General features: G+C 67.1%; 15 protein-coding genes. 10 read left to right on the top strand and 5 right to left on the bottom strand.

Annotation, left to right across the window (positions count from 1 at the left end; genetic code table 11):
• Positions 1 to 193 precede the first annotated feature (193 nt).
• Positions 194 to 1,624 carry a wax ester/triacylglycerol synthase family O-acyltransferase gene (locus ACS5PK_RS12525; RefSeq protein WP_439440573.1) on the bottom strand — a complete coding sequence of 477 codons (1,431 nt, stop codon included), beginning with the start codon at positions 1,622 to 1,624 and terminating at the stop codon, positions 194 to 196.
• 127 nt (positions 1,625 to 1,751) lie between these two features.
• Here ACS5PK_RS12525 and ACS5PK_RS12520 point away from each other — a divergent pair, with 127 nt between their 5' ends.
• The gene (locus tag ACS5PK_RS12520) at positions 1,752 to 2,003 is read left to right on the top strand and encodes an acyl-CoA-binding protein (protein ID WP_439440572.1); all 252 of its coding nucleotides are present in this window, start codon (positions 1,752 to 1,754) and stop codon (positions 2,001 to 2,003) included.
• Between the two features lie 236 nt (positions 2,004 to 2,239).
• On the opposite strand, the gene ACS5PK_RS12515 is transcribed toward ACS5PK_RS12520, so the two are convergent.
• The 4 genes from ACS5PK_RS12515 to ACS5PK_RS12500 form a co-directional block, all read right to left on the bottom strand.
• Positions 2,240 to 2,569, bottom strand: a complete 330-nt coding sequence (locus ACS5PK_RS12515; RefSeq protein ID WP_439440571.1) for a polyhydroxyalkanoic acid system family protein — start codon at positions 2,567 to 2,569, stop codon at positions 2,240 to 2,242.
• 89 nt (positions 2,570 to 2,658) lie between these two features.
• Positions 2,659 to 3,276, bottom strand: a complete 618-nt coding sequence (locus ACS5PK_RS12510; protein ID WP_439440570.1) for a contact-dependent growth inhibition system immunity protein — start codon at positions 3,274 to 3,276, stop codon at positions 2,659 to 2,661.
• Between the two features lie 330 nt (positions 3,277 to 3,606).
• A complete protein-coding gene (locus ACS5PK_RS12505) occupies positions 3,607 to 4,689 on the bottom strand; it encodes an aminopeptidase (RefSeq protein WP_439440569.1) in 1,083 nt (360 codons plus the stop codon).
• A complete protein-coding gene (locus ACS5PK_RS12500; RefSeq protein ID WP_439440568.1) occupies positions 4,689 to 6,746 on the bottom strand; it encodes a molybdopterin-containing oxidoreductase family protein in 2,058 nt (685 codons plus the stop codon). Before ACS5PK_RS12500 ends, ACS5PK_RS12505 begins: the two co-directional genes overlap by 1 nt.
• Before the next feature lie 122 nt (positions 6,747 to 6,868).
• On the opposite strand from ACS5PK_RS12500, the gene ACS5PK_RS12495 reads away from it, so the two are divergent.
• The 9 genes from ACS5PK_RS12495 (at position 6,869) to ACS5PK_RS12455 (ending at position 17,899) form a co-directional block, all read left to right on the top strand.
• Positions 6,869 to 7,993 (top strand): ABC transporter substrate-binding protein, encoded by a 1,125-nt coding sequence (locus tag ACS5PK_RS12495; protein WP_439440567.1) that lies wholly within the window; start codon positions 6,869 to 6,871, stop codon positions 7,991 to 7,993.
• Positions 7,994 to 8,066: 73 nt separating this feature from the next.
• Entirely contained in the window at positions 8,067 to 9,254 is a 1,188-nt protein-coding gene (locus ACS5PK_RS12490; protein ID WP_439440566.1) for a M20 aminoacylase family protein, read from the top strand.
• A gap of 1 nt (position 9,255) precedes the next feature.
• The gene (locus ACS5PK_RS12485; RefSeq protein WP_439440565.1) at positions 9,256 to 9,804 is read left to right on the top strand and encodes a DUF1415 domain-containing protein; all 549 of its coding nucleotides are present in this window, start codon (positions 9,256 to 9,258) and stop codon (positions 9,802 to 9,804) included.
• 130 nt (positions 9,805 to 9,934) lie between these two features.
• Positions 9,935 to 10,501, top strand: coding sequence for a cysteine hydrolase family protein (locus tag ACS5PK_RS12480; RefSeq protein ID WP_439440564.1), 567 nt, complete (start codon positions 9,935 to 9,937; stop codon positions 10,499 to 10,501).
• Positions 10,502 to 10,523: 22 nt separating this feature from the next.
• Positions 10,524 to 11,519 carry a GlxA family transcriptional regulator gene (locus ACS5PK_RS12475; RefSeq protein ID WP_439440563.1) on the top strand — a complete coding sequence of 332 codons (996 nt, stop codon included), beginning with the start codon at positions 10,524 to 10,526 and terminating at the stop codon, positions 11,517 to 11,519.
• A gap of 101 nt (positions 11,520 to 11,620) precedes the next feature.
• Complete coding sequence (gshA, locus tag ACS5PK_RS12470; protein ID WP_439440562.1) at positions 11,621 to 13,162, top strand: glutamate--cysteine ligase; 1,542 nt, start codon at positions 11,621 to 11,623, stop codon at positions 13,160 to 13,162.
• A 500-nt stretch (positions 13,163 to 13,662) separates the two neighbouring features.
• Positions 13,663 to 13,953, top strand: a complete 291-nt coding sequence (gene groES / locus ACS5PK_RS12465) for a co-chaperone GroES (protein ID WP_183103857.1) — start codon at positions 13,663 to 13,665, stop codon at positions 13,951 to 13,953.
• A gap of 81 nt (positions 13,954 to 14,034) precedes the next feature.
• Positions 14,035 to 15,672 (top strand): chaperonin GroEL, encoded by a 1,638-nt coding sequence (groL, locus tag ACS5PK_RS12460; protein WP_439440561.1) that lies wholly within the window; start codon positions 14,035 to 14,037, stop codon positions 15,670 to 15,672.
• Positions 15,673 to 15,892: 220 nt separating this feature from the next.
• Positions 15,893 to 17,899, top strand: a complete 2,007-nt coding sequence (locus ACS5PK_RS12455; RefSeq protein ID WP_439440560.1) for a DUF1631 family protein — start codon at positions 15,893 to 15,895, stop codon at positions 17,897 to 17,899.
• Positions 17,900 to 17,909 lie beyond the last annotated feature (10 nt).

The raw sequence follows: 17,909 nt of genomic DNA, 5'->3' as shown, positions 1-17,909 counted from the left end.
TGGCCAGCTACTTGGGCTGGTTCCGTGCTCTGGACCGGTCAGCTCAAACGCCTCGCCAGCCCGCGCCGTTCCTGGCTCTGGCAGTCGGGGCTTGAGGCGTCTCGAAGCAATGCGCAAAGAGCCAAGAAGAAGCCAGGCAGCAGCCTGGCTTTTTTCATGGGCGCGCCCTTCTCATGGACGCACGCAGCACGGCTCAGGCACCGTCCAGGTCGGACAACTGCTCCTCGCCCCAGGGCAGCATCAGGGCCAGCACGAGCAGTTGGTTGAACTCGGGCCCGAACTGATCGATCACGGCCTGCGGATGCGGGCACAGCTTCTCGTCGGTGATCAGGCCGAACTGCACCTTGCCGGCGTAGGTCAGGATGGACACGCCCACACCCATGTCCCCGGACTGGGGCACCCAGAACATCACCCGGTCCACGGTGGCGCCGCAGAACTTCAAGGCCTCCGCAGGCCCGGGCACGTTGGTCATCACGGCCGTCGCCTTCTTGGCGAAGATGTTGAGCATGGCGTGCTGCACCGGCTTGATCAGCAGGCCCGCCACCGAGAGCAGGCCGAAGGCCATGATGGGCTGGAAGCTGCCCTTGAGCTCCTGCATGCGCGCGCGCACCGCGTAGAGCCGCTCCACCGGGTTGGCAATGCCGATGGGCAGCACCAGAGGCACCAGGCCGAAGCGGTTGCCCAGCTGGTAGGCCTTCTCCAGGGGCCGGAGGTTGACCGGCACCATGGCGCGGATCTCCTTGCCCTCGACCTCCTCGCCACGCGAGCGCAGGTAGCGGCCAATGGCACCGGCCACGCAGGACAGCAGCACGTCATTGACCGAGCAGTTGAAGCCCTTGCCCACGGCCTTCACCGCATCCAGCGGCAGGCCCTCGTCCCAGGCCACGCGCTTGACGGTGCCGGGCTTGCCCTTGAGGCTGGTGTGGGAGTCGTCCGACATCAGCGCGAAGGCCGCGACGTCGCTCACCGCCTGGTAGCCCAGCTTGGCGGCATGCAGGGAGTGGTCGAGGGGATGGTCGGCCGCCATCATCAGGTCCACGCCCTTGGACATGGCTGCGCCCGAGACGCCGATGGCCTTGATGGTGAGGTCGGTGATGGGCTTGAGCAGGGCGTCGGTCAGCCAGTCGTGGTCCTCCACCACCACGGGCTCGTTGCGACGGCGCTTGGGCGGCGGCTTGCCGCCATCGGTGATGGACAGCATCACCGCGATCAGTGCCACGCCGTCCGCGATGCAATGGTGGATGCGGGCGATCAGGGCGCTCTCGCCGTCCATGTCCTCGACCAGCTCGAACTGCCACAGCGGATGTGCCGGGTCCAGCGGCTGGGCGCACAGCGCGCCCACGCGGTCCTGCAGGGCCTGCTGCAGCGTCTGGCCGCGCGCAGGCTTCAGCGTGCCGGGCACGACGTGGCGGGCGATGTCGAAGTCCTCGTCATCGACCCACTGCGCACCCAGCGCGTCCTCCACCACCTTCTGACGGAAGCGCCGGTACTGCAGCAGGCGCTCTTCGACACGCTGGCGCAGGTCCTGCAGCGAGAGCCGCGGTCGCAGGGTCCAGATCCCGACGATCATCATCAGGTTCTGCTCGGTATCCATCCGCAACCAGGCGGTATCGACCCGGGACATGCGTTCTGCTGCGGCCAAGGCGTGCTCCTCGTTCTAGAGTGTCTGACCCAGACATTGCTGGGTAATATGCTCGGTGTCCATCCCGATTGTCACCAAACTTTGGTGCCGCAAAACCCAAGGAGACGAGATGAGCCTCAAAGAGCAATTCGACGCCGCAGTGGCCGATTCCAAGAACCTGCCCGAGCGCCCCGACAACATGACCCTGCTCAAGATCTATGCCCTGTTCAAGCAGGCCAGCAGCGGCGACGTGGAAGGCTCGCGCCCCGGCTTCACCGACATGGTCGGCCGCGCCAAGTACGACGCCTGGGCCGCGCTGAAGGGCACCAGCAATGATGAGGCGATGCAGCAGTACGTCGACCTCATCGAAAGTCTGAAGTAATCCCCCCCTACTCGCTTCGCGAGCCCCCCCAAGGGGGCGATCGTGGCGGACCGGCAAAGCCGGATCCGCACGATCCGTGCGGGGGCGCGGGCGGCGCCGCGCGTCACATGAGTTAGGCGCGGGCGGCGGTAAAGCCAGGCGGCATGTCTGGCTTTTTCTTTTGATGGGGTCAGGTCTTGCAGGCGATGGACCGGCCTAGCCGGATCCGCACGATGCGTGCGCTGCGCCACCAGTCGTCAGCCGGCCTTCTTCTTTGACGACTTCTTGCCGCCGCCGGACTGGGCCAGGAGCGTGTCTAGCTCCTTCTGGACCTCGGCCTCGATGGTGGACTTGAAGGCGCCCAGCAGAAAGCCGAGCTTGGCCTCGAGCTCGAAGTGATCGCCGGTGACGATGAGCTGGCCCTTCACGCCGGAGCGTTCGAACTCCACCGTGTCGCTGGTGTCGCCCTCGATCACGGTGCACTCCATGTCGAACTTCTGCTCGACCTGCTCGGCCCAGGCCCAGGCCACTTCGCGGGCCTTCTCGAGGCCCAGTTGATGGTCGCGGTGGATGTGGATGTCAGCCATGGTGCAGCGCCTGGATTAGCGGGAATGGACGGCACTGTAGCCCAAGGCGCAGGCAACGACGCCCTTTGCATGCCCGGGCGCGCCCGGACTCAGCCGATGCAGCGCTCCATGCCCTGTCGCAGGGCATCGTTCCAGTCAAAGCAGGGATCATCCAGATGGAAGACGAGGCTCAGCGTCTGCTTGTTTTCTCCCGGCAGGAAGCCGTAGCCATCCCCTCGCACCCGATTCTTCGGAAGCAGCGTGAGCACGTTCTCACGCCGCTTGATCAACAGCCAGCACAGGCCATTGAACAAGGCCGACTTGCTCTTCTTGGCAGGGAAGCGCTGATGCATCTCCTGCACCCAGTCATTCCAGCGCGATGTCATGCCGCGCCATCCACCGCTTGCCACGAACTTGTCAGGCCACCAGGAATGGCTGGCTTCCAACGCCTGCTGCACCAGGAGAGCGATCTCCGTCGTCGAGGCGTCCGCAGGGAGATAGGCATGAAAGGCGGCACGGTCGAGCATGGTGGTATGCCCGCCCGACTCCGCATGCACCTCAATGAAGTCGGGACCGAAGAACAGGCTCGCCCCCTTGACCAGTGCGCTCTCGTTGGCGTCTTTGACCACGGTTTCTTCCATGATTCGCAGGTCCATCCGGCTTTGACAATCTTCACAAGAACGCTGCGCTGCGCTGCGTAGTTCCCAGCCCTGGCCAAACGCTCCCACTTCGCCGGGCGGGCAGCCTCATGCACCAGCCAACGGCTCTCCTTGCTGCCAGGGATCTGCGCAAGGCCCACAAGGGCATTGCGACCACTTCCATCATAGTCGGCGGCCTTGTCGACCCGGCGATCCGGGCCCCCAGGCGCGGCATGCCAGCGCCATGAGCGCGGCCACCCCGCGCCCGTCCCTCAGCCTGAATCTGCCGGTCTTGATGCCGGCTTTTGACGCCCACTTTGCCGCTTCAGGCAGCCAACTCCAGGAATGAAAGCACCTCATCGACAGGTGGAAACAAGGCCCTGCAAGCGCTTGCGACCGCCCCTGCCGAGACGGCCACGCTCAGTCCACGCAAGCAGTGTCCGCCCGAGCGTCCTGCAAGGCCTGCTGCCGCTGCGCCTTGGGCAGTGCCGCGAGTCGCCTGGCCTCGGCATGGAAGTGGCCCCAGTCAGCGCATTGGGTGACGAAGAGCCGTTCGAATGCCGGCACCAGGCCGTGGTAGGCCGCCAGCACGCCGAAGGCTGCGTTGTTGGCGCGGGCGAACCAGCCGTCATAGCCGGCAAAGCCCTGCCAGGGGCCATCGCGCCAATGGCGATACTCGGACAGGATGGCTGCCATGGCCTCGCGCTTGGCGGTCTCGCGAGTCTCGGGGGTCAGGTCTTGCCCATAGACACCACCCAGCCGTTCACGCCCGCGCAGGGCCAGGGCCAGGAATTCGTCGCGGCGCTGCCGCTGTCGTTCGTAGGCCACCGCGGCCTCGGCACTGCCGTGCTCGGCCAGCCAGCGCCGGGCGCCCATGCGCTCCACGGCCGTCGCGTAGCTCTCATTGAACTCGGTGTCATCCGCGGCATAGGCCTGCTGGTGGGCAAGCTCGTGAAAGATCAGGCCGGCCAGCTCGCCCTCGCCATCGCGAATGAAGGTGTTGAGCAGCGGGTCACCGCCCAGCCAGTTGCCCCAGCCCAGGGTCGAGTAGGCTGGCACCGGGTAGACCTGCACCTCCCAGCCCTGCGCCTGCAACTGATCGGCCAGGGCTTGCGCGGCGGCCCGGTCGAAGTAGCCGCGATAGCCGGCGCAGCCCATCAGCGGGTAGCACCAGGTCTTGAGCTGCAGGCTGTAGGGCGGCGCCGCGACCACGTTCCAGACGGCAGCAGGGCGGCCCAGGTCGGCGTAGCGGCGGTAGCTGGCGTTGTCCGGCAAGGCCAGGGCGCTGACGGCGTAGTCGCGCATGCGCTGGCTGAGCAGCAGGCGCTCGCGCAGGGCTGGATCCAGCGCCGGCTGGCTCAGCCACTGAGCCACCGGCCGCGCGGCCTGCGTGATCTGCAGATGCCCGCTGATCGCCTGCCCCAGGTAGCCCAGTTGGGCACAGCCGGCCAAGCAGGGCAGCAGCAGGGCCGCCCACAGACCGGCTCGGCCGCGGGACCGCATCAGGCCGCCGCGACCTCGACCAGGCAGTCGTAGAAGGTGGCGCCACCGCCGATGTCGGTGAGTCCCTGCTGGGTCACGGCATTGACGTTCTCGCCGCCGGGCGAGAGCTTGCGCCACCACACGCCCAGGCCATTGACGACACCCGGGCGCGCCCGCTCGCTGATATGCAGCCGACACTGCAGGCTGCCGCGCTCGTTGAAGATGCGCACCATGCTGCCATGCACCAGCCGGCGGGCTGCGGCGTCGTCGGCATGCATCTCGACCAGGGGTTCGCCCTCGATGTCACGCAGACTCTTCACGTTGACGAAGCTGCTGTTGAGGAAGTTGCGGGCGGGCGGAGAGATCATGGCCAGCGGGTAGCGCGCTGCCAGCTCGGGGCTACTCTGGCGGCTTTCGCGATTGGGCACGTGGTCCGGCAGGCCGTAGAGTGGCGAGCGGCATTGCACGCGGCCATTGGCCGTGGGCCAGCCGCCCTCGGCGAAAGGTGCCTCGGGCAGGTCCAGGCTCACGAAGCCCTGGGACTTGAGCTGGTCCTGGTCGATGGCGTCGGTGAAGGCCTGGGCCGCCAGTTCCTCGTCCGTCTCCCGGAAGCAGGGGTCGTCCAGGCCCATGCGGGCGGCCAGCTCGCGGAAGATCTGCGTATTGGGCTTGGCCTCGCCCAGCGGCGCGATGGCCGGCTCGTTGCGCAGGACGTCGGTGTGGCCGTAGCTGGTGTGCACGTCCAGGTGCTCCAGCTGGGTAGTGGCGGGGAGCACGTAGTCAGCCTGGTCGGCCGTGTCGGTCATGAAGTGCTCCAGCACCACGGTGAAGAGGTCCGGGCGCTGGAAGCCGCGCAGGACTCTCGCCGTGTCTGGCGCCACCGCCACCGGATTGCTGTTGTAGACGAGCAGGGCCTCGATGCGCGGGCCGAAATCTGGCGAGGCCTCGTGCAGCAGGGCGTCGCCGATGGCGCTCATGTTGACCATGCGCGGCTGCCGGCCGGCGAGCAGGTCCGCGCGTTCCAGCGCCTGTGAGTTCTTGACCCGCGCCGCCCAGCCCGAGGCCGACAGCAGCAGGCCACCCGCGCGATGCTTCCAGGCACCGACGAGGCAAGGCAGCAGCGCGACCAGCCGCACCGCGTTGCCGCCGCCGTGCACACGCTGCATGCCGTAGTTGAGGCGGATGGCCGCGGGCGCCGTCGTGCCGTACTCGCGGGCCAGTTGGCGCACCTCGTCCACGCTGATGCCGCAGACCTCGGCCACGCGCTGCGGCGGCCACTGCAGGGCGCGCTCGCGCATGGCGGGCCAGTCGTCCACATGGCGATCCAGGTAGTCCTGGTCCAGCCACTGGTTCACGATCAGCTCATGCATCAGGCCCAGGGCCAGGGCACCGTCAGTGCCGGGCAGCAGGGCGATGTGCTGGTGGCACTTGTCCGCCGTCTCGGTCTTGCGCGGGTCGATGCAGATCAGCTTCGCGCCCTCACGCTTGGCCTGGTTGGCATAGGTCCAGAAATGCAGGTTGGAGGCGATGGAGTTGCTGCCCCAGATCAGGATCAGCCGGCTCTCGGCGAAGAAGCGCAGATGCATGCCCACGCGGCTGCCGTAGGTCGCATTCAGCGCCTCGGCACCGGCGGAGGCACAAATGGTGCGCTCCAGCCGGGAGGCGCCGAGCGCATTGAAGAAGCGCGCGGCCATGCTCTCGCCCTGGATCAGGCCCATGGTGCCGGCGTAGCTGTAGGGTTGGATGGCCTGGGGGTCGCGGGCGGCGATGGCCTTCAGGCGCGCCGCGATGTCGTCCAGGGCCTGCTCCCAGCTGACCGGCTCGAAGCGCGGGGCCTCGTGCTTGGCGCTGACCCGCTTCATCGGCCGCAGCAGGCGCTCCGGGTGATAGGTGCGCTCCGGGTAGCGGGACACCTTGGTGCACAGGGCGCCGTGGGTGGAGGGATGTTCGGCACGCCCCTGGACCTTGACCACCCGGCCGTTCTCGACGGTGATCTTCAAGGCGCAGGTGTCGGGGCAGTCATGGGGGCAGGCACCATGGACGGTGCGGCTGGCGATGGCGGACTCGGGAGCGTTCATGCGAGCACTATTGCACAGGCCGTCCACCTGAGAGAGGCGCAGGGGCGAAGATCGGCAATTCGTTACAGGGTAAACCCTAGATTTGGGATACGCTTCGCGGCTTTTTGCAGTCCCCCCCGCCCATGAACCGCCGCCTTGCCCTTGCCCAACTCGCCAGCCTGTCCGCCCTGCCTCTGTGGAGCCAGGCCCAGGACCAGAAGAAGATCGTGCTGGGCCAGTCGGCACCGCTGAGCGGCCCGGCGGCCCAGTTGGGCCTGCAGATGCAGGCGGGCGCCAGGCTCTACTTCGATGGCGTCAACGCCAGCGGCGGCATCGGCGGCCTGCCCGTGGAGCTGCGCACCCTGGACGACGGCTACGAGCCCGAGCGCTGCAAGGCCAACACCGAGAAGCTGATCGCCAGCAATGTATTCGCCCTCTTCGGCTACGTGGGCACGCCAACGTCCCTGGCAGCCCTGCCCCTGGTGCAGCAGGCAAAGATTCCCTTCTTCGCCCCCCTGACTGGCGCCGAGGCCCTGCGCGATCCGGCCAGCCCCTGGGTCTTCCACCTGCGAGCCTCCTACAACGACGAGACGGCCCTGATCGTCAGGCAATTGACCCAGCTGGGCCTGAGCAAGATTGCCGTCTTCCACCAGGAGGACGCCTACGGCAAGGCCGGGCTGGACGGTGTGGTGCGCGCCCTGACGCAGCGCAAGCTGGCGGTGCACGCCACCGCCTCCGTGCAACGCAACAGCGTGGACGTGGCTGAAGCCGCCAGGAAGCTGGCAGCGGCCCAGCCCGAGGCCGTGGTGCTGGTCAGCGCCTACAAGAGCTGCGCGGCTTTCATCCGCGAGGCCCGCCGGGCCGGCTACTCGGGTCAGTTCTTCAATGTGAGCTTCGTCGGCACCCAGGCTCTGCTGGATGAGCTGGGCAAGGAGGCCAATGGCATCGTGGTCAGCCAGGTCATGCCCTACCCCTTCGGCGTCGCCTCGGGCGTCGTGGCGGAGTACCAGGCCGCCGCACAGAAGGCCGGCGGCAGCCATGTGCTGAACTACACCGCGATGGAAGGCTTCCTGGCCGCCAAGGTCCTCAGCGAAGGCCTGCGCCGCATCAACGGCAAGGGCAGCCGCGAGGCCCTGGTCAGCGCGCTGGAAGGCCTGCAGAACTACAACGCAGGCGGCTTCCCGGTGAAGTTCGGGCCCGGCCGGCATGTGGCCTCCAACTTCGTCGAGCTCTCCATGCTGACCGGCGACGGCAAGGTCAAGCGCTGAGCCAGCGGCGGCCCAGAGGGCGGCGGGTACACTGCCCCGGGACCGGTCTCGCACCGGCGCCTGGAGCCAGTCCATGAAACTCATCCCCGACATCCTCGCGGACGCCGCGGCCCTCACCGCCCTGCGCCGCGACATCCACGCCCACCCCGAACTCTGCTTCCAGGAAGAGCGCACCTCGGAGCTCATTGCCCAGCAGCTGACGGCCTGGGGCATCCCCGTGCACCGCGGCCTGGGCAAGACCGGCGTCGTGGGCATCCTGAAGAACGGCAGCAGCACCCGCACCCTGGGCCTGCGGGCGGACATCGACGCCCTGCCCATGACCGAGCGCAACACCTTCGCCCATGCCAGTCAGCATGCGGGGAAGATGCACGCCTGCGGCCATGACGGCCACACCGCCATGCTGCTGGCCGCGGCCCAGCACCTGGCCCGGCATCGCAATTTCGACGGCACGGTCTACCTCGTCTTCCAGCCCGCGGAGGAAGGCGGCGGCGGTGCCCGCGAGATGATCAAGGACGGCCTCTTCGAGCGCTTCCCCATGGAGGCCATCTTCGGCATCCACAACTGGCCGGGCATGAAGGCCGGCGAGTTCGCGCTCAAGAGCGGCCCTGTCTTCGCCTCCAGCAACGAGTTCAAGATCACCATCCGCGGCAAGGGCTGCCATGCGGCCATGCCGCATCTGGGCATTGACCCGGTGCCCGTGGCCTGTCAGATGGTCAATGCCTTCCAGGCCATCATCAGCCGCAACAAGAAACCGCTGGACGCTGGCGTGATCTCGGTCACCATGCTGCGGGCCGGCGAGGCCACCAATGTCGTGCCCGACCACGCCGAGCTGCAGGGCACGGTGCGCACCTTCACGCTGGAGCTGCTGGACCTGATCGAGCAGCGCATGGAGAAGGTGGCCCGCGCCACGGCCGAGGCATTCGACTGCGAGGTGGAGTTCCATTTCCGCCGCAACTACCCGCCCACCATCAACCACCCGGCCGAGACTGCCTTCGTGCGCGAGGTGCTGCACGATCTGGTCGGCCCCGCCAGCGTGCAGGAGTTCGAGCCCACCATGGGCGCCGAGGACTTCAGCTACTACCTGCAGAAGGTGCCCGGCTGCTATTTCCTGATTGGCAATGGCGACGGCACCCACCGCGTGGGCGGCCACGGCCTGGGCCCCTGCACCCTGCACAACCCCAGCTACGACTTCAACGACGAACTGATCCCGCTGGGCGGCTCCATGTGGGTGCGCCTGGTCGAGGCATGGTTCAGGACCTGACATGGACAAAGAACAAGTGATCAATGAGACCCGCGACTGGGTCCAGAAGGCCGTCATCGGCCTGAACCTCTGCCCTTTCGCCAAGGCGGTCGAGGTGAAGAAGCAACTGCGCTATGTGGTCAGCGAGGCCACCACCCCCGAGGAGCTGCTCAAGGAGCTGGCACATGAGCTGCTCCTGCTGCGCCGCACGGACCCGGACGAGATCGAGACCACGGTGCTCATCCACCCCCTGGTGCTCACCGACTTCCTGGACTTCAACGACTTCCAGGGTGCCGCCGATGCGCTGGTGGAGGACCTGGAGCTGGACGGCCTCCTGCAGGTCGCGAGCTTTCATCCGGACTTCCAGTTCGAAGGCACCGAGCTGGACGACATCAGCAACTTCACCAACCGCTCGCCCTACCCCACGCTGCACCTGCTGCGCGAGGAGAGCATAGAGCGCGCCGTCGAGTCCATGCCAGACACCGACGCCATCTACGAGGCCAATATCGCCACGCTGGAGAAGCTGGGCCTCGAAGGCTGGAAGGCCCTGGGCCTCAAGACGCGAGGCTGAGCCCCCCGGCAGATCCAGACATCACCGATGGATGTCCGGATCTGACCGAAAGCGGTCCGCATGCGGCGCGACACCAGAGCGCCCGCCCGGCACCATGAGCACATTCCCCACCACTGCAAGGAATGCACTCATGAAAACCGCCCTGATCTTCATTGACGTCCAGGAATCCTTCCGCCACCGCCCCTACTGGAGCGAGGCCGAGCTGCCCGCCTACCTGGAACGCAGCAACGCCCTGCTGCAGGGCGCGCAGGCTGCGGGCATTCCCATCGTGCGCATCCTGCACAACGACGGCCCCGAGACGGCGGACAACGCCTTCGCCCTGAAGTCCGGCCATGTGCGCCCGCTGGAGGGCCTGCTGCCCTACGAGGCGGCCGTCGAGTTCATCAAGCACCGCCACAGCGCCCTGGCCGGCACGGGCCTGGCCATCTGGCTGCACCAGCAGGGCATCCAGCGCCTGATCGTCGCGGGCATCCGCACCGAGCAGTGCTGCGAGACCACCACCCGCCATGCCAGCGACGAGGGCTGGCTGGTGGATTACGTCACCGAGGCCACCCTGACCTTCGCCATGCAGCATGACAGTGGCACGGTGCTGAGCCCCGCCGACATCAAGCTGCGCACCGAGACCGTACTCAAGGACCGCTTCGCCCACATCTGCACGGTGGAGCAGGCGCTGGAGCGCGCCCGGGCCATGTCCTGATCTGACAGGCATACTCAAGGGCATGCGTTCCACCGACCGCCCCACCGACCGCCCCATCGACGCTGTCTTCCTGGTCCAGCCCCGCGCCCTGCTGCTGGACCTGGCCGGCCCGGCCGAGGCCCTGCGCCTGGCCAACCAGGCCCTGCAGCGCCAGGGCCTGCCGCCGGCCTTCCGGCTGCGCCATGTGGCGGCTCGCCCGCAGGCCGAGAGCTCGGTGGGCCTGAGGGTGAGCGGGCTGGAGGCCCTGCCCGAGGCCCTGACGCCGGACAGCTGGCTCTTCCTGCTGGGCTGCCGCCACCCGCAGCCCGGCGAGGCCGCGGCCGACAGCGCAGAGCGCGCCGACCAGCTGCGCACCTTGCGCTGGCTGCACGATGTGGGCGCCCCCCTCATGGAAACCCCGGCCGGCCGCGTGATCAGCATCTGCTCGGGCGCCCTGCTGGCCGCAGAGGCAGGCCTGCTGATGAAGCGCCGCTGCACCACCCATCACGAGCTGCTGGACGAGCTGCGGCAGCGGGCTCCGGCGGCGGAGGTGGTGAACAACCGCGTCTTCGTGCTGGATGGCCCCCTGGCCAGCAGCGCCGGCATCACCGCGGGCATCGACCTCACCCTGCACCTGATCCAGGCCCACTGCGGAGATGCCATCGCAGCCAGCGTGGCCCAGACCATGGTGGTCTACCTGCGCCGCAATCCCCAGGACCCCGAACTCTCGCCCCTGCTGGCCCATCGCCATCACCTGCATCCGGCCTTGCACCGGGTACAGGACGCCATCAGCGCCCGTCCCACCGAGGACTGGAGCCTGGACCGCATGGCCCAGGTGGCCCATGTGACGCCGCGCCATCTGGGACGGCTGTTCGCAGAGCACGCCGGCACCACGCCCCTGCGCTATTTGCAGTCCATCCGCCTGGAGCTGGCCGAGCGAGCCCGCCAGAAGGGTGCCAGCCTCTCTGAGGCAGCCCGGCTGGCGGGATTCAGCTCCGAGCAGCAATGGCGTCGCACGCGCCAGGCGCTGGCCCACTGAGCAGCCCGGGGGCGGCTAGCACAAAGTGCCATGCCCGTAGTCAAGCAGCCGCCATCACCATCTGTTAACTTGGCGGACCACAACAATCAGAGGAGCCCCCCTTGAACAACTGGCCGCAGAGACTGGACACACTGGACCGTGAGCGACTGCAAGGCATGCGTCGCGGCGTGGAAAAGGAAAGCCTGCGCACTGCGCCGGAAGGTTCCCTGGCGATGACGCCGCATCCGCTGGGCCTGGGCTCGGCCCTGACGCATCCGAATGTCACCACAGACTTCAGCGAAAGCCAGCTGGAGTTGATCACCGGTGTGCACGGCACGGCCGAGGCCTGCGAAGCCGAGCTGACCGAGATCCACAAGGCCGTCGACGCTTTGCTGGGCGAGGAAACCATGTGGGCGTCCAGCATGCCCTGCTTCCTGCCCACCGACGAGACCATTCCCATCGGCCGCTACGGCTACTCCAACATCGGGCGAGCCAAGAGCGTCTACCGCATGGGCCTGGGCCATCGCTATGGCCGGCGCATGCAGACCATCTCGGGCATCCACTACAACTGGTCCCTGCCGGGTATCAGCAGCGAGCAGTACTTTGACCTGATCCGCAACTTCCGCCGGCACAGCTTCCTGCTGCTGCTGCTCTTCGGGGCTTCGCCCGCCTTGTGTTCGAGCTTTGTCGAGGGCCGTGACCACGGGCTCCAGCCCTTCCCTGCACCTGTCCCTGGCAAGGCCCCCTGCGGCACGCTGCACCTGCCGCATGCCACCTCGCTGCGCATGGGCCGCCTGGGTTATCAGAGCGACGCGCAGTCATCACTGGCCGTCAGCTACAACAGCCTGGAAGGCTATGCCGCCTCGCTGCAGGACGCCCTCTTGCGGCCCTACCCGGCCTACGAGGCCATCGGCATCATGAATCCGGGCGGCGAGTACAACCAGCTCTCCACCAGCCTGCTGCAGATCGAGAACGAGTTCTACGGCACCATCCGCCCCAAGCGCGTGATCCGCAGCGGCGAGCGTCCCCTGCATGCCTTGCGGGAGCGAGGCGTGGAGTATGTGGAGGTCCGCTGCATGGACCTGGATCCCTTCGAGCCCGTCGGCATCAGTGCGTCGACCATGCGCTTCATTGACCTCTTCCTGCTGCACTGCCTGCTGTCGGACAGCCCGCCAGACACGCCCGAGGAGATCGCCGCCTTGGCCCGCAACCAGCAGCTGACCGCCTCCCGCGGCCGTGAGCCCGGCCTGCAGCTGGAGCGCGCCGGCCAGGCCGTGCTGTTGCGCGACTGGGCGGCCGAGCTGCTGGAAGAGCTAGGACCGCTGAGCGCACACCTGGACCGCCAACTGGGCGGCGACGCCTACGCCCAGGCTCTGGCCCGTGCATGCGAACGCTTCGAGCATCCCGAACTGCTGCCCTCCGCCCGTGTGCTGGAAGCCATGGCGCGGGAGTTCGGCCACTCTCACCTGCGCTTCATCGCCCATTGCTCACAGCAGGCCCGCGCCCATCTGCGCGCGCAGCCGCTGAGTGCCGAACGGCAGGAAGCATTTGCCGAGACCGCACGCCGCTCCCTGGCTGAGCAGGCCGCCGTTGAGGCCGCGGACACCCTGCCCTTCGAGGACTTCAGGCAGCAATACCTGGCCCCTTCCCAGCTTCAGGCCTGAGCAGGCTTCACCGCTGGCACCGCCCTCCCCCGCATCCTTGTCCTCTGGGGGCGGCCGAATTCCGGGCCCGAGGTGCGAAGTCCTTGAACGCACCTTGCGTGCCCGGAAGCACCGACAGGCAGATGCCCCCCGCGCCGCGTCATCCACGCCAGCTGTGGACAACTGTGTGGGTGGCGCGGTGAGGGCGGCCACAAGTCCTTGATTCACAAGGCCCCGGCAGACATTGCCCATTTTTTGTGCAGCGACGGCGCAGGCACTGTGCCGACCAAGCCGTCCGTCGCTGGGGCCAGGGGCGCTGGCAGCACGTCCGCAAGCCCACCTCTTGAAACGTCGCGGGTCATCCCTATAATCCTCTCCTGCTAGCACTCTCAAACGTTGAGTGCCAACAAGAAAGATTTGGCACAAACACGCGGCTCCGGCCGGTTTGTCCCGATGTGATGGCCTGTCGCTCTTCTGGCGTCCGGCCGGCAACGACCCAAGACTCTCAGCAAGGAGATGTGATGAAACTGCGTCCTCTGCACGATCGCGTGATCGTTAAGCGCCTCGAAAACGAAACCAAGACGGCCTCCGGCATCGTCCTGCCCGACAACGCCGCCGAGAAGCCCGACCAGGGTGAAGTGCTGGCCGTGGGTCCTGGCAAGCGCAACGACAAGGGCGACTTCGTGGCCCTGAACGTGGCCGTGGGCGACCGCGTGCTGTTCGGCAAGTACTCGGGCCAGTCGGTCAAGGTCGATGGCGAAGAGCTGCTCGTGATGCGCGAAGAAGACCTCTTCGCCGTCGTCGCCAAGTAATCGCTACTGCGCGACTGCCTGGCGCCGACTGAGCGCCAGGAAGCCGCCAATGCAAACCCAAAGAATTTCGGAGAAATCAACATGGCAGCAAAAGACGTGGTCTTTGGTTCCGACGCCCGTGCCCGCATGGTCGAAGGCGTGAATGTCCTGGCAAACGCCGTCAAGGTCACCCTGGGCCCCAAGGGCCGCAATGTGGTGCTCGAGCGCTCCTTCGGCGCCCCCACCGTGACCAAGGACGGTGTGTCCGTGGCCAAGGAAATCGAGCTGAAGGACAAGCTGCAGAACATGGGCGCCCAGATGGTCAAGGAAGTCGCTTCCAAGACCTCGGACAACGCCGGTGACGGCACCACCACCGCCACCGTGCTGGCCCAGGCCATCGTGCGCGAAGGCATGAAGTACGTGGCCGCCGGCATGAACCCCATGGACCTGAAGCGCGGCATCGACCGCGCCGTGACCGCCCTGGTCGCCCAGCTGAAGGCCGCCTCCAAGGCCACCACCACCTCCAAGGAAATCGCCCAGGTCGGCACCATCTCGGCCAACAGCGACTCCGACGTGGGCGAAATCATCGCCTCCGCCATGGACAAGGTCGGCAAGGAAGGCGTCATCACCGTTGAAGACGGCAAGAGCCTGAACAACGAGCTGGACGTCGTCGAAGGCATGCAGTTCGACCGCGGCTACCTGTCGCCCTACTTCATCAACAACCCCGAGAAGCAGGCCGCCATCCTGGACAACCCGTTTGTCCTGCTGTTCGACAAGAAGATCAGCAACATCCGTGACCTGCTGCCCACGCTGGAAGCCGTGGCCAAGGCCGGCCGTCCGCTGCTGATCATTGCGGAAGACGTCGAAGGCGAAGCCCTGGCCACCCTGGTGGTGAACACCATCCGTGGCATCCTGAAGGTCGTGGCCGTCAAGGCGCCTGGCTTCGGCGACCGCCGCAAGGCCATGCTGGAAGACATCGCCATCCTGACCGGTGGCAAGGTCATCGCTGAAGAAGTGGGCCTGAGCCTCGAGAAGGTGACCCTGGCTGACCTGGGCCAGGCCAAGCGCGTCGAAGTGGGCAAGGAAAACACCACCATCATCGACGGCAACGGCGCTGCTGCTGACATCGAAGCCCGCGTCAAGCAGATCCGCATCCAGATCGAGGAAGCCACCTCCGACTACGACCGCGAGAAGCTGCAAGAGCGCGTGGCCAAGCTGGCCGGCGGTGTGGCCGTCATCAAGGTCGGTGCAGCCACCGAAGTCGAGATGAAGGAAAAGAAGGCCCGCGTGGAAGACGCCCTGCACGCCACCCGCGCTGCCGTGGAAGAAGGCATCGTGGCTGGTGGTGGCGTGGCCCTGCTGCGCGCCCGTCAGACCGCTGGCGAGATCAAGGGTGACAACGCTGACCAGGACGCCGGCATCAAGCTGATCCTGAAGGCCATCGAAGCCCCCCTGCGCGAGATCGTGTCCAACGCCGGTGGCGAGCCCAGCGTCGTGATCAACAAGGTGCTGGAAGGCAAGGGCAACTTCGGTTTCAATGCCGCCAACGACACCTACGGCGACATGATCGAAATGGGCATCCTGGACCCGACCAAGGTGACCCGCACCGCCCTGCAGAACGCCGCTTCCGTCGCGTCGCTGATGCTGACCACCGAGTGCATGGTCGCTGAAGCCCCGAAGGACGAGTCCGCTGCCCCGGCCATGCCCGGCGGCATGGGCGGCATGGGCATGGACATGTAAGTCCAGGCCCCCGGCAGTCCCTGCCGGAGCCTCTGTGAAACCCGCGACGGCCACCCGGCCTCGCGGGTTTTTTCATGGGCATGGCGCGGTGCTCCGTTGCCAATCCCCCTCACATGGAGGGGCCTCGCCGCCGAGGTGCGCACTCTGTCGCTCAAATGGCAGCAGGCTGACCGCCCGTCCCAGGTTCCTGCGTCATGCCGCCTTCATAATGCGGAACATCATGTCCAACGCCCCGAGCCTGCAATCCCTGGTCGACGAAGTCATCGTGCAGATGCCGTCGCTGAGCCACACCGTGGCCCACAAGATCCAGGACGACCTGAAGGCCGACCCGCTGCTCCACGCGCTGCAATACGCCTGGTCGGTCAGCAAGGGTCGCTTTGCCACCGACTTCCAGGCGGCCATACAGCCCCTGCTGGAAGCCGCCCGCCGCGGCGAGGACCCGCTGCAGCGCCGCAGCTCCTCGCTGGGGCTGCAGTCGCTGAGCCTCGTTGACGAGAAGCAGGCCCTGCAGGATGTGTCCATTGCGCACGTGGTCTCGGCCGTCGAGGAACACTCGCGCCCCGAGTTGCATCAGTTGGTCAATTTCTTTGCGGCCCTGCGCGGTATCGCCCGGCCCATGAAGCAGGACAACCCCCTGCGCCCGGCCGTGTTCGCCAATGCCGTGGTCACGGCCATCCAGAACATGCAACTGGACGGCGAGGGCTGCTACGCCATGACCAAGGTCGCCACGCCCCATGTGGTGGAGGCCCTGGGGATCATCTACCAGCGGCTTTGCGACCAGATGCGCAGCGCCCAACTGGCCCCGTTGGTGGAAGGCTACGGCATCGGCAGCACGCGTGATGTCGAGGCCCGCCTGCGCCAGGCCGCCGTGCCAGGCGTCAACCCGACGCTGGACACGCTGGCGCGTCGCGTCGATGCCATCAACTCCCGGCCGCAGAACTTGCGCCCCGGTTCGGACAATGCCCAGGCCCTGGGCCCCAGCACCCTGCTGCGCGGCGGTGGTGACCTGTTGACGCGGCTCTATGACCAGATCCTGGCCGATCCCAAGCTGCTGCCGCCGGTCAAGGCCCTGATGTCGCGGCTGCAGGTGGCCGTGGCACGGCTGTCGCGCACCGACCCCAGCCTCCTGCGCCGCCAGGATCACCCGGTGTGGAGCCTGCTCAATCGCGTGGCCGCGCATGGCGCCGGCTTCCAGCGCGCCGATGATGAACGCCTGCGCCAGTTCCTCGACTTCATGAACGGCATCGTCCAGCAACTGGTGGAAGCGCAGCTGCTGACCGGCCTGCAGTTCCAGCAGGCGCTCGGTCTGGTCGACCAGCACATCCGCGAGCAGGCCAGCCGACATGGCGAGCGCAGCGCCTCGGCCCTGGCCGCGCTGGAGCGCGAGAGCCAGCGCGTCGAGTGGCTGGAACTGCTCCAGGGCCAGCTGAAGGAGCAGCTATCCGATACGGCCCTCAGCCCGACCTTGCGCAAGTTCCTGCTCAAGCCCTGGGTGGAAGTGATCGTGCAGAACATGGTGCTGCATGGCCGGGAGTCGTCCGAGGCCGAGGCCAGCATCGAAGTGGTGGATGAGCTGCTGGACAGCCTGCAGCAGCGTCACGGCGAGAGCGCACGCGCTCAGTTGCGCAGCCGCCTGCCTGGCCTGATCAAACGGATCGAGGCCGGCATGGATCTGATCGCCTTCCCGGCCGACAAGCGCCAGATCGTCCTGCAAGACCTGATGAACCAGCACGGCCGCGTGCTCAGCGGCCTGCCGGCGCATCACCATCCGGCGCCGCTGGAGCGCGCACCTGCGCCACGCCGCGACCTCAGTCCCGAGGAGCTGCTGCAGCAGCTGCTCAACGAGCGCGAGTCGCAGATGCCCTCGCGCTGGGCCCACGACCAGGTCAATCGGGGCGAGCTGCCCACGGTGCCGGTAGGGCTCTATTCCGAGTCCGGCTCGCCGGATGCGCGCATCGCCCTGCAGGCCTGGATGGGCAATCTGCAGGTGGGCAACTGGTACCACATGTTCGTGCAGAGCCAGTGGATCACCGCCCAGATCGCCTGGATCAGCGAGAGCCGCCAGTTCTTCCTTTTCGTGGGCCAGGATGCCGACGAGCGCCACTCGCTGACGCGCGGCGCCATCGAACAGCTGCTGGCCAACGGCCTGATCACGGCCCTGGAAGAAGACACCCTGGTACAGCGGGCCGTCTCGTCGCTCATGCAGGATCTGGACGACGCGCCCTGATCCGGTGAAG

Origin of the sequence: Roseateles sp. DB2 (genome assembly GCF_051857535.1) — a bacterium.
Lineage (GTDB): Bacteria > Pseudomonadota > Gammaproteobacteria > Burkholderiales > Burkholderiaceae_C > Roseateles_B.
This window is presented reverse-complemented; position numbering and strand designations above follow the sequence as displayed.